This window comes from Acinetobacter sp. ANC5681, assembly GCF_023488045.1.
GTDB lineage: Bacteria > Pseudomonadota > Gammaproteobacteria > Pseudomonadales > Moraxellaceae > Acinetobacter.
Genome location: NZ_JAMFKZ010000042.1, coordinates 1 through 14,556, shown reverse-complemented (window position 1 = coordinate 14,556; position 14,556 = coordinate 1). Strand labels below are relative to the sequence as shown.

At 35.2% G+C, this 14,556-nt stretch carries 11 protein-coding genes, 1 tRNA gene and 1 pseudogene; 7 read left to right on the top strand and 6 right to left on the bottom strand.

Going from position 1 to position 14,556, the window contains the following annotated elements:
* Positions 1-95: 95 nt before the first annotated feature.
* On the bottom strand, positions 96-941 hold the full coding sequence (locus tag M5121_RS14625; protein WP_249571586.1) for a GGDEF domain-containing protein: 846 nt from the start codon (positions 939-941) through the stop codon (positions 96-98).
* Positions 942-958: 17 nt separating this feature from the next.
* The gene (gene ychF / locus M5121_RS14620; RefSeq protein WP_249571585.1) at positions 959-2,050 is read right to left on the bottom strand and encodes a redox-regulated ATPase YchF; all 1,092 of its coding nucleotides are present in this window, start codon (positions 2,048-2,050) and stop codon (positions 959-961) included.
* A 208-nt stretch (positions 2,051-2,258) separates the two neighbouring features.
* Here ychF and M5121_RS14615 point away from each other — a divergent pair, with 208 nt between their 5' ends.
* Both M5121_RS14615 and M5121_RS14610 read left to right on the top strand, forming a co-directional pair.
* Positions 2,259-3,029 carry a glutathione S-transferase family protein gene (locus M5121_RS14615; protein WP_249571584.1) on the top strand — a complete coding sequence of 257 codons (771 nt, stop codon included), beginning with the start codon at positions 2,259-2,261 and terminating at the stop codon, positions 3,027-3,029.
* A 456-nt stretch (positions 3,030-3,485) separates the two neighbouring features.
* Complete coding sequence (locus tag M5121_RS14610; RefSeq protein WP_004661600.1) at positions 3,486-3,956, top strand: Lrp/AsnC family transcriptional regulator; 471 nt, start codon at positions 3,486-3,488, stop codon at positions 3,954-3,956.
* 43 nt (positions 3,957-3,999) lie between these two features.
* On the opposite strand, the gene M5121_RS14605 is transcribed toward M5121_RS14610, so the two are convergent.
* Both M5121_RS14605 and M5121_RS14600 read right to left on the bottom strand, forming a co-directional pair.
* Positions 4,000-4,749 carry a YebC/PmpR family DNA-binding transcriptional regulator gene (locus tag M5121_RS14605; RefSeq protein WP_004661603.1) on the bottom strand — a complete coding sequence of 250 codons (750 nt, stop codon included), beginning with the start codon at positions 4,747-4,749 and terminating at the stop codon, positions 4,000-4,002.
* Positions 4,750-4,891: 142 nt separating this feature from the next.
* Positions 4,892-5,437, bottom strand: a complete 546-nt coding sequence (locus M5121_RS14600) for a 1-acyl-sn-glycerol-3-phosphate acyltransferase (protein WP_413772784.1) — start codon at positions 5,435-5,437, stop codon at positions 4,892-4,894.
* A 279-nt stretch (positions 5,438-5,716) separates the two neighbouring features.
* Here M5121_RS14600 and M5121_RS14595 point away from each other — a divergent pair.
* Positions 5,717-5,793, top strand: a tRNA-Ile gene (locus tag M5121_RS14595).
* A gap of 348 nt (positions 5,794-6,141) precedes the next feature.
* Here M5121_RS14595 and M5121_RS14590 read toward each other — a convergent pair.
* Positions 6,142-6,304: pseudogene (locus M5121_RS14590) on the bottom strand (IS66 family transposase); the annotation flags it as partial.
* Between the two features lie 595 nt (positions 6,305-6,899).
* The gene (locus M5121_RS14585; protein ID WP_016167544.1) at positions 6,900-7,787 is read right to left on the bottom strand and encodes a hypothetical protein; all 888 of its coding nucleotides are present in this window, start codon (positions 7,785-7,787) and stop codon (positions 6,900-6,902) included.
* Positions 7,788-7,896: 109 nt separating this feature from the next.
* Between M5121_RS14585 and M5121_RS14580 the strand changes: the two genes are divergently transcribed.
* From M5121_RS14580 to M5121_RS14565, 4 genes are all read left to right on the top strand, one after another.
* Positions 7,897-8,109: a helix-turn-helix domain-containing protein gene (locus M5121_RS14580; RefSeq protein ID WP_171526933.1), complete on the top strand. Its 213-nt coding sequence runs from the start codon at positions 7,897-7,899 to the stop codon at positions 8,107-8,109.
* A gap of 217 nt (positions 8,110-8,326) precedes the next feature.
* The gene (locus tag M5121_RS14575; RefSeq protein WP_174660020.1) at positions 8,327-8,842 is read left to right on the top strand and encodes a hypothetical protein; all 516 of its coding nucleotides are present in this window, start codon (positions 8,327-8,329) and stop codon (positions 8,840-8,842) included.
* Between the two features lie 25 nt (positions 8,843-8,867).
* On the top strand, positions 8,868-11,171 hold the full coding sequence (locus M5121_RS14570; protein ID WP_249571583.1) for a hypothetical protein: 2,304 nt from the start codon (positions 8,868-8,870) through the stop codon (positions 11,169-11,171).
* A complete protein-coding gene (locus M5121_RS14565) occupies positions 11,168-14,488 on the top strand; it encodes a site-specific integrase (RefSeq protein WP_249571582.1) in 3,321 nt (1,106 codons plus the stop codon). The genes M5121_RS14570 and M5121_RS14565 overlap by 4 nt, the downstream gene beginning before the upstream one ends.
* Positions 14,489-14,556: the final 68 nt, after the last annotated feature.

Sequence of the window (14,556 nt, the reverse complement as noted above, 5' to 3'; positions counted from 1 at the left end):
AAATCAAATGGCAGAAGACTTTTATCGGTTAGCTGCCTAGAATCTCCCAAGTGAAAGTCTCCTGCTAATTCAGCACACATCACCGACGCAATGGGTCAAATAAATGATTGAATCGTGGTTTGTGATTTACCTAAAGATTTTGATTGATACATGAGCTGATCTGCTGTCTTGGTTGCATCTTCTAGGTTTTCTGGCAATTCAGATAAAATGGCTAAACCCATACTAAAATCGACGCCATATTTTTGATTTAAGCCACTTTCTGCAAATAATGTTCGCAAGTGATGATCACAAAGATATGCTTGGGTTTCATCAATATCTAATAAAATAATTGCGAATTCATCACCGCCTAAACGGGCAACAATGTCTGAAGAACGACATGATTTTTTTAGAATTTGTGAAAATTGTAATAAAACTTCGTCACCACGATGATGCCCATGAGTATCATTCACTGCTTTAAAACCATCGAGATCAATAATTCCAACAGCGAACAGCGACTGTTTACGAAAATTTAATTTACGCAAAATACGATATTCAATATCGAGAGCACGGCTATTATCGAGAGAGGTGAGCTGATCTTTCATTGCTAAATTTTTCATTTCCTGCCAGTTTTTACGCACATTGATCAGCAAAAATGCAACAATTGAAAAGAAACCTAAACGAACGAAAGCATTCCAAAGAGGGATAAATGTATTGGAATAATGATGACCAGCATGAATGTCTGCAATCAACCAAGTCATGCCTGACAGCATAATGGTCAGCGCAGTGATCTTAAATTGGTCGTACCATGCTGCAATTGAAACAGGCAGTAGATAGAACACCGAGAACGAATACTCATAACCTGTTGCCAAGTCAATCATACCAAGCACAGCAGTGATGAGCAGAATCAACAACCGCCGTATCATTGGATTATGTGCGAATAATCGTTCTAAGGTCTTTTCCATTACATTGTTATAAATGATTACACATTAAAACGGAAGTGCAATACGTCGCCATCCTGAACAATATAGGTTTTGCCTTCCAAACGCCATTTACCCGCTTCTTTCGCACCGTTTTCACCGTTGTATTGAATGAAGTCATCATATGCAATACATTCAGCACGGATAAAGCCTTTTTCAAAGTCAGTATGAATCACACCTGCCGCCTGTGGCGCTGTGGCACCCACTTTAACGGTCCAGGCACGGACTTCCTGTACACCTGCAGTAAAATAGGTTTGTAGGCCAAGTAATTTATAACCCGCACGGATCACCACGTTTAAGCCTGGTTCTTCCATTCCCATCGCTTCCAGAAATTCAGCACGGTCTTCATCTTCCAGTAATGAAATTTCAGCTTCGATCTGGTTGCAAAGTGGAACAACAATCGCATTTTCCTCAGCAGCCAATTTTTTTACGGCTTCAAGATGTGGATTGTTTTCAAAACCATCTTCCGCCACATTGGCAATGTACATGGTTGGTTTGAGTGTCATTAAACCAAAACCACGGACTGCCTTACGTTCGTCATCAGAAAGGTCTGCTGCACGTGCTGGCTTACCTTCATCCAGTAAAGGCTGGATTTTTTCCAAAGCTGCCTTGGTTGCAATCGCATCTTTGTCACCACCTTTTGCTGCTTTGGTTAAGCGTAACAATGCTTTAGCAACAGTATCAAGGTCAGCCAGTGCAAGTTCAGTGTTGATGGTGGCAATGTCATCCAACGGGTCAATTTTACCATTCACGTGAATGACGTTTTCATCTTCAAAGCAACGCACCACATGGGCAATCGCATCCGTCTCACGGATGTTGGCAAGGAACTGGTTACCGAGGCCTTCACCTTTGGATGCGCCCGCAACCAGTCCTGCAATGTCAACAAATTCCATGGTGGTTGGCAGAATACGCTGAGGATTTACAATCGCCGCAAGTTTGTCCAGACGTGCATCTGGTACAGGTACAATCCCTGTATTGGGTTCAATGGTGCAGAACGGAAAGTTTTCAGCAGCAATGGCTGCCTTTGTTAATGCATTAAATAATGTAGATTTACCTACGTTTGGCAGACCAACAATACCGCAATTAAAACCCATGAAACCACTCACAAATGTGTTATTTAAAAAATTGCTGCTGATTTTACATGAAAGCCATGACAAAGTCAGGTCATGGCTGGAATGAAAAATCGATCTCGCCCAAATTACAAGAGATAGCAAAAAAAGGACATTGTATTGATTCGCTTTTACTTCTAAAGTATGGCAAACCTTATGTTTGAACGAATAGAAAAATAAAGTTGGAGAGTCTATGCGGGTTTTATACCAATTTCCTTTGTCTCACTATTGTGAAAAAGCTCGCTGGTTGTTGGATCATAAGGAATTGGACTATGTGGCACATAATTTAATTCCTGGTTTTCATCGCGCGTTTACCTATTTCAAGTCAGGGCAATACCTATTGCCAATGCTGAAAGATGGTAAACGCTGGATTGCTGATTCGACCCAAATCGCCTTATATCTGGATGCAACCTATCCTGAACATACACTGTTAAGACGGGATGAGCAATTGCGTGATCAGGCGCTGCAAATTGATAAACTGGCAAATGAGCTGGGTATCCATGTACGCCGCTGGTCACTGGCACAGGCACTTTTAGTGGGTGATCATCCGCTTGAAATCATGATGGGTGAACAAGGCTATTTACGCCAGTTTGAAAAAATTTCTAAACCAATTTTAAAGAGTTTAGTTTCTTCAAACTATAAGTTAAATCCTCAGAAAGTCGCAAAATCTAAAGTGAGAATGACTGAGCTGATTACCGACCTCAATCAGCGCTTGATTGATAATCAAGGGCGTTATTTGGTTGGCGATCGTCTAGGTTTAGCAGATATAGCGGTTTGTTCAATTCTTGCGCCTTTACTCGTGATTAAAGGTACGCCGTGGGAATTGGAAAATGATGATATTGAACAATTCACGGGTGAATTGAGGGAATATCATGACTATCTATTAGATTTACCGCTTGGACAATATGCACAGCGTATTTATGCGACTGAACGTAATGCACGGGTTGATTGGCGCGGTTTATAAGATTTGTTGGTGAATAAAGCCCTGATTGAAAATAATCGGGGCTTTTTTATGAGAAAGAAAAGAGCAAAATAGTCAATAAAGTAAAAAATTATCGGTGAATAAAATTAATTATTAAAAGAAAATTCGTTATAAATAGAAAATATTAGAAATTATTGCCAAATTTACTTTAAAAAAACTGAAAAGAGGGAAATAATTATAAAAAGTCTTTGCTATCTTATGTTTCAGGGTGTGATGGGGATCGAAACGAGTTGTTCACTATTGGGAGATGAGTTGAACAGTTGCTCAAAAGGTCTTGTTTCGGCTTTGAGACAAAGATAAACCAAAAGTTTATCGGAATCATGTTTGCGTTATCCATGCAGCATCGTCAAAAGTTAAACGAATGTTTTCCCTTGACCCTTAAAAATTACTGAGTGAGCAGTTCCGATAGAAGCATAAATTCAGAGTGAGAACTGTAGAATGGAATTGGATCGTTTTGATAAACAAATTCTTGAAATTTTGACCCATGAAGATGTCAATCTAAATGAGCTTTCAGAGCGTATTAATCTCTCAGTGAGTTCGGTGCATCGACGCATTAAAAACCTGATTGAATCCCAAGTGATGGGACAGCTCAAACGAGAAATTAATTTTAATAAGCTCGGTTTTAGTTTACATATACTTTTACAGGTTTCTTTGAGCAAACATGACAGTGAAACCTTTGATAAATTTCTACAAGAAATTGAAGATATTCCTGAAGTCACCAATGCCTTTTTAGTAACAGGGCAGAGCGCCGATTTTATTTTGGAATTGGTGGCTCGTAATATGGATGACTATAGTGAAATTCTATTACGCCGTATTGGTAAAATTGACAGCGTCGTTGCGCTACATTCTAGTTTTGTGATCAAAGAATACAACGTATTTAACTGCTATAAACTGTTAAATAAGTTATAAAAAATGCATCTAAAAAGATGCATTTTTTACTGATCTGAATGAATTAAGCATCAAGTTGCGTTAATACATCTTCAGAGAATTCAACATTGGTATAAACGTTTTGAACATCATCAAGATCTTCAAGCATATCAATCATTTTCATGATTTGTTTGGCTTGATCAATATCATTGATTTCAGCTTTAGTTGATGGGCTCATCACAACTTCAGCATTATCAGATTTTAGACCTGCTGCTGTAAGTGCATCCTGAACATCACCAAAGCTCTCTGGACTGGTGATTACCAAGATACTATCTTCATCGATCTCGATATCATCAGCACCCGCTTCTAAAGCGACTTCCATGATTTTGTCTTCTAAAGAAACATCTTCAAAAGAAATTTCGCCACGTTTTGTGAACAGGTAAGCCACCGAACCGTTGGTTCCCAAGTTACCATTGGTTTTAGAAAAACAGTGGCGAACATCTGGGACAGTACGGTTTAAGTTGTCTGTCATGGTTTCAACAATAACCGCAACACCACCAACGCCATAACCTTCATAGGTTACTTCTTTTAAATCATCGTTATCATCACCGCCAGCACCACGCTGAATTGCACGATTAATCGTGTCGCGTGTCATATTCACTGAAAGTGCTTTTTCAACAACAGCACGTAAACGAGGGTTACTCGCCGCATCTGGGCCGCCCAATCTAGAAGCGGTTACGATTTCACGGATATATTTGGTAAAAACTTTACCGCGACTTGCATCTTGTTTAGCTTTACGATGCTTAATATTGGCCCATTTAGAATGACCCGCCATGGAAGTAACTCCAAAAAATTAAAACTCAAAAAAGTGCGTGAATATTAGCATAGCGATAGTTTTCTTGAAAACTGCCATAGCTCATATTCAAAATTTAAAATTTTGATTAAGCATCAAAAAATGATCAGATGGTTCAGACGATTTAGTTAATTTTTACATCAATATCATATTCGGTATATAGTGCTTTGATTTTTTCTAAATCTTGTTGCAGATCAGTAGGGTGAATTTTACCTAAAATGCCGCCTTGTTTGGTTCGGGCATTTGCATACATCAAGATGATCGGTACGTTGGCTGCTTTTGCAATATGCCAAAAACCAGTGCGAATGGGTTTTCGCGCTTCACCATCTTTTGCTCGTGTCGCTTCAGGAGCTATAACCAAATTAAAATTATCATTTTGATTAAATAGATCAACCATTTGAGTCACGATATCTTTGTTGGCTTTGCGATCAACAGGAATACCACCAAGTTTTTCTAAAATAGGCTTGAGAGGGCCTTTGAATAGTTCTTTTTTTATCAGTGTATGTATTTTTAATTCTAAAATTTCAAATAAAGCCAGAGAAAGGATGGTATCTAGGTTTGATGTATGCTCGAATCCAATAATAACTTGTTTTTTTTCTAGAAGTTTTGGATCAACATTGTATTGCCAACCTGTTGCTTTAAAAATAGATTTTCCTAAAAATTTTTTCATGTTTATCATCATAGGCTTTGAGTCGCAGCAGTGTAATACGACTTTTTAGGAAAACACATATCCGAAAAGACCAGATCAAAATAAATTTAGATGTCTTATTAATGATCAAAATAGTGCAATATCATCTTTACTCAAGCTGTAAAGATCATATAGAATCAGCTCAGTTTATGATTTTTAACACTATTTTAGTAATTTGATAAAATCATCTGCTTGTAATTTAAGTTAAATTTAACTAAGATCAAGTCGCATTTTTCATATCAAATATATGATTAAAGTTTAGGGCCTATAGCTCAGTTGGTTAGAGCAGCGGACTCATAATCCGTTGGTCGACAGTTCAAGTCTGTCTGGGCCCACCATATAAAACAACCACTTACGTGTACTAATCGTAAGTGGTTTTTTTGTTTTTAGATTCTGGTAAGCAAATGGTAAGCAGCTTAAATCAACATTATTCTTAATTGGTTTTGTTGGATAAAGACTTTAAAGATAGAATTTCCTATAGTTACTCAAATTCAAGTGACGACTTGGGTATGGGGCGATCTAATTCTGGCATGGCTTAATCATAATTTAAGTCAATACTTTGAGATATGAAGTATATGATCGAATTTTAGATCAGTTTATTACAAGTTTCGTAAGCGTGGGCTGAACCCCACACCTATTTTTTAATTTTGGTCGGGTTGCCACCGGTGTGGCAGTAATTCTTCTATTTAGGTCACTTTATGTGTCGGTAACATAGGCATACAGATCCAAGCCATTCAGCTTTGCTGACTGGATTTAAGTCTTGATATTCGCCGCTCGTTGACCACTGCGCAGCGAGCCAACAAACAGCCAGTTCTTACTTCCCAAGGCCTAAGGGCGCATTTGGTTGTCGGGTAGTCAGACGCAGTTGCCTACGTCAACCCCCTAAGAACCGTGCATGCGAGTTTCCCAGCACACGGCTCAAGCCTCTTCTAAGGCGCCATTCGGCACCCGGTTATACCTCGTTGACATTGGCAAACTGAACACTCCTCGGACAATACAGATAGATGGTAAATCTCAAGATGAGCGACCGCATCCATCCTACCATGACTTAGCTTCACAATATGACGGCTGTGCCATGGTGTATCTTTGGTGACTGGTTTAAGACAGGCGCAGCAGGGATGACTTTGTTTTAGCCACACTCTATACAGCTTGGCTCGCCACTTTGGGGATCTGGTGATAGAATTTACCAAGGCAGTAAATGGGTTTTTTACACGGTAAAAATTGGCTGGCAGTGCCGCATTAAGAAATACATTTAAGAGAGCAATGTTGAATTAGCCGGGACAATTTCAGCTGGGATCTCACCTGCTTCAGGTGACGATGTTCAAGGTATTATTGCCAATACAGCATTTGGTGCAGGGGCAGGCAGCATGAGCACATGGAAAAAGGTTTACAAACGATAAAAGGGCAGGCTGCCATACCTGGGTGTTAATTGTGGGTGTCCGCTTTAGTTGGAATACAATATGATGTGGGAAGGAAAAAATTTATTAAGGTTAAGGGTGATTAGATCATTTGGATCAGTAGCAATTTTCGCATGCAATATTAAAGAATCAGAATTGGAAATGTAAATTTCTTTATTTTTAAATTTTTCTGATATAACAGATTTTTTGAACAACTCATATTCGGATACATATGAGTTCATTCGAATATCACTGATCCAATTTTTAGCTCTTAGCAGGCGCCAATTTATATTTGTGACGTCAGCTATAGTCAGGCCTCGATAAGATATTTTTCTAATTTTATCGAAAATTATGTCGAATAAAAATATGTGAGATCTATGCAAATAGCTAATATTTAATAAGAGAGTTTCTAAGTTTTTTTCAAGAGCTATAGCACAATAGTTACATAATTCATAGTTATTAATAATTAATCCCCATTGATATAGAAGATATATAGAATAGATAGCATCAAGATTTTCAAAAGAAATAATTTTTTCAAGTGTTGGATAACATATGGGTTGTGGACAACCTAATCCATCGGATATTACATAGCTGCGAATATCTGAAGATAAGTTATGCATGTCATTTATAATTTTATTTGATGTAAATTTTGTGTTTTCAATATCCCAAATAGGGTGTTGAATAATACAGGTTGCACCGGGTATATTTTTCTCAGTGCTTTCTTTCCATGATTTTTGAGGTGTAGATAAACCAAATTTATATTTTTTAAATAATTTATCTTCAGGTGAATGTTTAGAATTTGAATACATGAATTTATAAAACTTGTAATCATTTGTTATGTTTAAGTGCTTTAATTTTTTAGCTTCATTGAATAAATAGTCAAACCAAGTAATTGTTTTTGCATATTCCAAAATGCCACGAGCATTGCGTCCCATTTTTCCATTCCATACTAAAGTTGGGGTAAAGTTATTTAGTAATTATACCTCTTTTCTTTACCCCTTTAAACGTGCTTTTATAGTTTTAAAGCATTTTAAAGAGAGAAATATGGCACTAAAGCATAAACATAAGCCGATTACAGATGATCGGCTTTTATTGACCACTAGAGAGACAGCTAGGCTTTTAGGGTATGCAGAACAGACTTTACGTAAGTGGGCTTTATATGAAAATGGCCCAATTAATCCTATTAGACATGGACGTACTCTTCGTTGGAGTAAGGCGGAAGTCTACAAATTTGCTGGTGTCGAAGAAGAGGCCTAGAAAAATCGAGACAGTTTTTCTTGTTATTAATGCTTATTGCATTTGATATAAAAAAGACATGCAATAACAAGAAAAGCTAGCTCATCCAGAAAAAATTTATAATTGATTTTTTAAAAATATCATTAGCTTAAATTTGATTGAGATTTAGGTCCTAAGATTTCTCATGCTCAAAAAAAGCCTTTATGAAATTTTTAGAATGATGAATTTGGAGCTAATAATGTCCAAAAAACAAGCTAAACCAAAGAAGAGTTCTAAGCTATCTTGTGTGAAACAAGACAAATTAACTGAAAGTTCGCTAAGAAAATTCTCCGACATAATCGACCAGACAATAAAGCTTACTAATGTTGAGGTAGGTGATCAAAAAAATGCAAAAGATCGACTGAAAAATTCAATGATTACTCGCGTTAAGAAAGACTATTTGAGTCTTACACAACATACGTATCTTTTATCTATTGAAGCTAAAAGTCATGAAGATTGGTTTAAGAATCAAGCTAACTATATTTTTTGGTCAGAGCTATTTACTTATCTTCAAAGTCACAAAATAAAATGTGAATATAGAATTAACTTCTATAAGGAACTTTTTGATTATTTAACTAAATTAGAAGATGAAAATTTATTTTATTTAATTAATAAGGAAATCTTGAAGAGGGATAAATATCATATTCCTAAAATAATTTATAAAACAGATTTTGTAAATTATTTTAAATTACCTAGAAATATTTTTGAAAAATAGAAAGTTGATATTGTGGAATGCTGAAATGAATAATAAATTAGATTTAGAAGTTTTTAAATCAAGGTGTGCTTGTTTAGCTGAAATTTTATCTTCATATAGAGAAGGTTTGCTTCTATTAGAATCATGTGATTTAAAAGATTTTCATAATACTTATATGACTGATGAATTTATGAGGGAATTAAAAGTTTTATGTGAAGGTATATATTCATATTTAAACATAAATAAAGCTAAAACCCAATATAAAAGTATTTTAGGGTCATCAAGTATCTGCATTTTATATAAAAATGTTAAAGATTCGGATGTTATAAATAAAGAAAAACAACTTTCGATTAACCAAAATATTTTAAAAATTTTTAATGTTGTAAATTTTTTAATTGTGTTGATGTCCAATATGGAGAACTCTCAAAATAAAATTGAAAGGCTAAACTATAATTTCTATCTAATTTTAAAAATGATGGGAAAAAGTTTTAAGGATTTTATTTTCGAAGTATTGCCGATAGTTTCTCAATATTTTAATCATCTTATTGAGTTCGATCATACAGCTAAGACCATTAAAGAGTTCAATACGTATGCAAAAGCCCAAAATGTAGATGTCACAGAATTCTGTAAGGGCCTTGATGTTAATGTTTCAGAAAATATAATCAAAGCTCTAACAAGGTATTTAGACGAGTACAGAATTGCAGTTGAGGATATCTTTTATCACAACAATGTAAGAATTAAAAAGACGGATGAGATTGAGAATATAGACGATTTGGACGTTGATCCGCAGACATATCATAATCCGCCTTTGGTCACCGAGAGCCAGTTTGATTACTCAGATGACAAAGATAACATTGATGATGAAGTCGATGAAGATAAGACTTCTAAGCAGTATGATTATAATCTAAATGAAGATACGCGTAGACTAGCACCATTTGTCTCAAATCAAAGATTGAATCGTCATATAGATAGAACTCAGCAACCAACGGTGAGTAATATTTACTATTTGGACATACCCTTATTAAAAATTGTAAACCAGATTTTACTTGACCAACTTCATGAAAACAAAGATATCATGGAATCTGCAAAAGCAGCTTGTTGCTTGATGTCAATCTTTACCGGGCAGAGTGCCGTTATATTTCAAGATATCGACCAATTGCTAAAAACTAAGCAATTAAAACGTAGCTCCAATCGTGCCTATTATTTGTGGATCGTTGATGCAAATTTAAATAAAAATTTGAAAGGTCAAATTGCTAAAAAAGACAATAAATATAACGAGCATACAACTTGGGCATTTCAAATTCCTGCTATGTGGATTGATAGAATTAGAGAGGCTAACCTTTCCAATCTAACGAATACAGATTTCGAAAAATCTTTATCAGAATGGTTTTATCATCGTCGTATAGGCCCGATATCAGTTACTTCAATTGCTTTACAACTTTCCTTTCATTTGAACCGTATATGTAAAGATGATCTTACGAAAAATTTCTTAATCGGTAGACAGGTTTCACATCAACCTGATCTAGCGTATGGGGGATTTTCTTATAAACAGTTAAATGAGGTATATGAGAAGTATATATATCTATGGTTTCAAAATAAAAACGAGGTAAATGTTTTAGATCGTCCGCAATTTATTCAAGTAGAAGAGCAAGCCCGCGTAGGAAGTCAGCGTGTATGGTCATTTGATAAAGCGAAAAAATTCTTAAATACATTAAACTTGAAAGTTGTCCAAGTTTTAAAAGAAGAACAAGACATTGCTGAAAAATTTAATGCTTTCAGTGTTTGGATTTGGTTTTGTTGTCTATTGTCTTCAGGTGCACGTCCTGCTATAGGTGCATCTAGTATCAGAGAAAATTTTGATTTTATTACTAATATTGCATATATCCATGATAAGAGCAGTAGATCTCGTCCACATGGTCGTTATTCACCTCTGATCGAATTCGTTGTTAATGAGTTACAGCATTATGATGAATTTATCAAAAACATTAATGCCTTAGAGCTAGCTAATACAGCAGATCATATCTATTACCTTTCTTATTGGAAGAAAGGTTCAGAATTCATGAGCTTCACATTGGAGCCACTTACACAAAAGCATATAGCATCTTATTTATCAGAAAACTTTCCTGAAATTGATGAGTTATATCCCAATTGGACGCGCCATTTTGTAAGGAATTTTCTGGAATTGCCTGATGCGATTTTTAAGAGTTGGTATGCGCACGATCAACAAAATGAGATCGGATTTTCAAAATATTCATCTTTACAGCCCTACACCTACATGATTGAAATTCAAGATGCAGTAAATCAGCTGTTTAAAAGACTGGGATTAAAATCAGTGGTGAGCCAATCATGAAAGATGAAGAGTTACAAAAAATTCGAACTAAGCTAGAGTCTTCGACGAATGTTTTATTTGAAAAAATCTCAGAATTTCTTATCCATGAGATCACGGAATCTTGTGAAAAAAAGAAACTTGATGATCTTATTCAAAACGAAATGTATTCGAATCGAGCTAAAGTAGAGAAATACTTTCGCAATAGGAAAATCTCAAAAAAAGATTTGGAAGAATTAAGGGGATATTGGTCTGAATTATGTGTGAAAAAAAAGCAAGAAATAGAGTCACAAATACCGTGGTTAAAGGATCAATATGAAATTAAGCTTATTCAAAGAGCATATTCAGCTCCAAATATTAAAGATATTGAATCAACGCAAATTAAGTTGCTTAGAGGGCAAAGGTTACATGAGTTTAAGCTCAAGTTGCATTTCTTTTGGGAGACTGAATTACCGAAAAGGCTTAAAACTGATGTTTTTAATGCTGATTTTACGGATGAGCAAAAGGAATTACTTCTTCGACAATTTTTAATAGCACTAGTTATTGATTGTGGGTGTAGTTATAAAGAGGACTTAATGGCGATTCTAAGGTCACTCAGAGCATATTTTTCAAATGATCAGTTAAAACCATCAGAATTGTTGAGTGGACTTGTATCCCTATATCGTAAAGGTTCATCAAAAACGGGTTACTTATATAATTATCCAGTAGAAAATGAGAAATATGCGAATTTAGTCTATCTCGATAAACCATACCAAATTAAACAAATTTATCTCACAGCTATTAGTTTGTTAATGATGGTGAGACTTATCAATATTATTGAATTTGAAACTCAGGCTGAAAGGAATCAGGGAGAAAAAAGGCTAATTCAGCTTATTGAATCTATCGATGCTCAAAATGGCGAAGAATTTGATAAATATATTGATTTGGCTATATTGGATGTCGATCAGAATAGTGTTTTACGAGATTATTTTGCAAAGGAAAAATATCAATTATTTGAGCATGTCGATTACGTGCAGTATTTTAGTCAAAAGAATACGCTTGACGGTTTTACAACAGCATTATCTACGGGGACGTTAGACAGCGCTGCACTATCAATGTCAACCTTAAAAATGCTTGAGACGCTTGATGCATTTAAAGACAAGAAATCTTTAAAAAAGAAATTGATTACTTCCGAAAATGCATTTGATGATCCAAACGGGAGTTTTCGAAAGCCTAAGTCTGAAAATATCCAAAAACTGAGTACGCAATATCATTGTGCCGCTGAAATTAAAAAAGGATTGATAGGGCAATTTAAAGATAAAGAAAAACCCGAGACCATTAGGCAATTCTCTGAAGATATTAAGTCGCTTAAAGAAAGCTATAGTAATCATAAATATAGCTTAGCTAAAGACATTGCATTTGTGAGTGTTCAGATTGCGTTGATGACATGGTATCGGGAGTATCTTGTAGGCGGTCAATCTTCAAATTTTTCTAAAGTAAAAGATGGGATTGCTCTGAGCTCCTTGGATACTTATAAATCCTCTTTCGCTGAAGATCTTTTTATGTATGTTGTTATTCATGACCTTGATATCTTTAAGATGGATGAAGAACAATTTGAGGGGGCGTATGAATATATTTTAAGCGAAAAATTGATTGCTGATAAGCGTCGAAAAAATAAAGCATTTAAAAATAATATTAGGGAAGTGAAATATGATAGCTATGGTAAAGCTGTAGAAAATTTAAAAAAATTTCATAACAGTTTAATTCGTAATTTTGGTGCTCCCCGAGTAGGCTTTTTAGATCAGTTGAAGTCCTTTGGTCTTCAGATGTGTAGAGCATCATATGTTACCCCAGTGATGTGGGCGCATTTTAATAATTTGATTGGTCGCCAAGCTGATCTGAGTAAAGAACAAAAAAATATATTCAAAACAATTTGTATGCTTGCTTACCGCACAGGTTTAAGAGTTGGTGAAATTCTTGGGCTAAGGTTAAGAGACTTAGCCATGATTGAACTTGATGTTAAAACAATTGGCTATGAACGATATTATTATTTAACAGCAAGTAATCCTCAATTTATCAAAAGCTTTATTCATAATAACTATCATCGTCAGGTTAAAACGAAGAATGCAAAACGAGGAATACGCCTTGATGAATTGCTAACTGAATGTGAATTGAATGAATTTATTGGCCTAATCAAAAAGCATCTTAATGTAAAAGTTGGTCAAAAATGGTTAGGGGGAGAAGACTGTTTTATCTTCCAAGATGAATTTGGTCAAATTTTTTCATCTCGTTTTATTAGTGCTAAGACAAAGGAAATTTTTGATACTTTATTCAATAACGAACCACATGATTATTCCTTTCATAGCTTTAGGCATACTGCGACAAACAATTTAGCTTTAATTTTGAAAGGAAGTGAAGCGTTAATCAGAAGTTGGATTGGCTACTCACCTGATCAGATTGCCAAAATTAAAAATTATTTATTGGGTGATACAGACAGTATTGCTGGACGTCAGGATGTTTGGAAGATTTTGGCACATTTTATTGGCCATTCATCTATTGAGATGACAGCCAACTATTACCTGCATTTTGGTTCAATGTTAGTCGGGGATGCATTATGTCCAGATGAAAGTAAAATATCAGCAAATATTGTAAGAGCTTTACTTTCTTGCAGAGTATTCAAGAAACAATTGAATACGTCGCAAATGAAAGAGAAGCTTGAATTAAAAGAAATCTTAGAGAAGATAGCTCCCAATTCAAAGATTATTCAAGACGTAATATTTCCTGATCGGTGGCATACTCAGATATTAAAACGAGAAGATGTAGAGCAAACAGATCATGTAACCGAAAGGCTCAAACTGACATCAGAATTGAATGATATTATAGATGTACTTTCAGGAAAAAATGAAAATCTGAAGTTGAAAGAAATTGGGAGAGACTTGGCCTCAAACCTGTATAAAAATAGACACTCTCAACACAAAAAAGATATTTCTAAAAGTAATCCTTTAGACATGCTGTTAAAGCATATCAATAGAAATAAGTCTGGAAATGTATTTAGCGAAGCTGATTTTAAAATTTTCACAGCTTTACTGGATAGCAACTTTATGTTGGATTATTTTGAGCGCCGTATTCGTCTTATAGATGCTCGTATGGAGGTGTATATCCAAAGCGAAGTAGAGTATCAGGAGTTTGATAAATTTTGTCGTGAGTTAAAATTTATATACAAGCAGTTTAAAGAAAAAATTAAAATATCAAAACTGTCATGGAAGGAAATTAAAGCTGAACTTGAAGCGGCTAAAAGTAAGAAAGGGGTAAGCTTAAAAATTAGTAATGACAACTATAAAGATAATACTGATGTGTGCTGAATTAGCAGGAGACTTTCACTTGGGAGATTCTAGGCAGCTAACCGATAAAAGTCTTCTGCCATTTGATT

Excerpts from the sequence above, each read along its gene's own strand:
- M5121_RS14625 (WP_249571586.1), bottom strand. The coding sequence starts at position 941 with ATGGAAAAGACCTTAGAACGATTATTCGCACATAATCCAATGATACGG.
- ychF (WP_249571585.1), bottom strand. The coding sequence starts at position 2,050 with ATGGGTTTTAATTGCGGTATTGTTGGTCTGCCAAACGTAGGTAAATCT.
- M5121_RS14615 (WP_249571584.1), top strand. The coding sequence starts at position 2,259 with ATGCGGGTTTTATACCAATTTCCTTTGTCTCACTATTGTGAAAAAGCT.
- M5121_RS14610 (WP_004661600.1), top strand. The coding sequence starts at position 3,486 with ATGGAATTGGATCGTTTTGATAAACAAATTCTTGAAATTTTGACCCAT.
- M5121_RS14605 (WP_004661603.1), bottom strand. The coding sequence starts at position 4,749 with ATGGCGGGTCATTCTAAATGGGCCAATATTAAGCATCGTAAAGCTAAA.
- M5121_RS14600 (WP_413772784.1), bottom strand. The coding sequence starts at position 5,437 with ATGAAAAAATTTTTAGGAAAATCTATTTTTAAAGCAACAGGTTGGCAA.
- M5121_RS14585 (WP_016167544.1), bottom strand. The coding sequence starts at position 7,787 with ATGGGACGCAATGCTCGTGGCATTTTGGAATATGCAAAAACAATTACT.
- M5121_RS14580 (WP_171526933.1), top strand. The coding sequence starts at position 7,897 with ATGGCACTAAAGCATAAACATAAGCCGATTACAGATGATCGGCTTTTA.
- M5121_RS14575 (WP_174660020.1), top strand. The coding sequence starts at position 8,327 with ATGTCCAAAAAACAAGCTAAACCAAAGAAGAGTTCTAAGCTATCTTGT.
- M5121_RS14570 (WP_249571583.1), top strand. The coding sequence starts at position 8,868 with ATGAATAATAAATTAGATTTAGAAGTTTTTAAATCAAGGTGTGCTTGT.
- M5121_RS14565 (WP_249571582.1), top strand. The coding sequence starts at position 11,168 with ATGAAAGATGAAGAGTTACAAAAAATTCGAACTAAGCTAGAGTCTTCG.